The following is a 1,526-nucleotide window of genomic DNA, read 5'->3' as shown; positions in this document are numbered from 1 at the left end:
CATGACCACGCCGTTCATCTTCACCGAGTTCGCGCGCCAACGGGGGCTTGCTGGATGATCACGTGGGCGTTGGTGCCGCTGATGCCGAACGAGGACACCGCCGCGGTTTTGGGGTGATCGGTGACCGGCCAGCTGATGGGTTCGGTGAGCAGGCGCACTGTGCCGGCTGACCAGTCGACATGCGGGCTGGGCTGATCGACGTGCAGGGTGGGCGGCAACATCTCGTGCTGCAACGCGGTGATCATTTTGATCAACCCCGCAGCCCCGGCGGCGGCCTGAGTATGACCCAGGTTGGACTTGATCGATCCCAGCCACAGGGGATGCTCGGAGTCGCGGTGTGCGCCATAGGTGGCGATCAGTGCGCCGGCCTCGATCGGATCGCCCAGTGTGGTCCCGGTGCCGTGGGCCTCCACCACGTCGACCTGGTCGAGTCCGATGCCGGCGTTGGCGACGGCTTGAGCGATGACACGCTGCTGGGCCAGCCCGTTGGGGGCGGTCAGCCCGTTGGAGGCGCCGTCTTGGTTGACCGCCGAACCCGCGATGACCGCCAGTATCGGGTGGTGGTGGCGACGGGCGTCGCTCAGACGCTCCAACACCACCACCGCAGCACCCTCGCCCCAGCCGGTGCCATCGGCGGCGGCGGCGAATGCCTTACAACGTCCATTGACGGCCAGCCCCCGTTGGCGCGCGAACTCGGTGAAGATGAACGGCGTGGTCATGATCGTCGAGCCGCCGGCGAGCGCCAAGCTGGATTCGCCGGTGCGTAGAGATTGACATGCCAGATGGGTGGCGACCAGCGACGACGAACACGCGGTGTCCACCGTGATCGCCGGGCCTTGCAATCCCAAGTGATAGGCCACTCGCCCCGAGGCCATGCTGATGGCGGTGCCGGTCAGGGCGTAACCCTCGACCCCAACAGAAGCCGAAATGCCATAGGGCTGTGTCCAGGTTCCCGCGAATATTCCGGTATTAGTGCCCATCAACTCCGTGGGATCAATCCCGGCGGTTTCCAAGGCTTCCCAGCACACCTCCAAAAAATTTCGCTGCTGAGGGCCAATGGCTTGAGCTTCCCGCGCTGAGATCCCGAAAAATTCCGCGTCGAATTCGGCGGCGGTAGGAAGAAAGGCCCCCTGGCTGGTGTAGGTCTTGCCCACCGCGTCGGGGTCGGGGTCAAACAACTCCGCCAGGTTCCAGCCGCGATCGGTGGGGAAGCTGCCCATCGTGTCGGTGCCGCTGCTGACCACGTCCCACAACGCCGCTGGGGAGTCCACCCCGCCGGGGAAGCGACAAGCCATGCCGACGACCACGATGGGGTCATCGGCGGCAGCGGCGGGCAGCGCGCGTACTGGAACCGACGCCGCGCCGGTATCGCTGAGTTGGGTGAGTAGATATCTGGCGATGGCAGTGGGGGTGGGGTGGTCGAAGACCAGCGTGGAGGGCAGGGTCAGGCCGCAGTGTTGGGTCAGGGCGTTGCGCAGTTCCAAGGCGGTCAGCGAGTCGATGCCGAGGTGTTTGAAGGGCAGGTC

Annotated in this window: 1 protein-coding gene; it reads right to left on the bottom strand. The window is 65.7% G+C overall.

All coding sequences use genetic code 11. The annotated features are described in order from the left end of the window. Positions 1-20: 20 nt before the first annotated feature. A partial coding sequence (locus MSIMFI_RS26400) for a type I polyketide synthase (RefSeq protein ID WP_191499890.1) occupies positions 21-1,526 on the bottom strand: 1,506 nt, incomplete at its 5' end.

It is taken from the genome of Mycobacterium simulans (genome assembly GCF_900232995.1).
GTDB lineage: Bacteria > Actinomycetota > Actinomycetes > Mycobacteriales > Mycobacteriaceae > Mycobacterium > Mycobacterium simulans.
The sequence above is the reverse complement of the archived record's forward strand: the minus strand, read 5'-3'. Positions and strand labels throughout refer to the sequence as shown.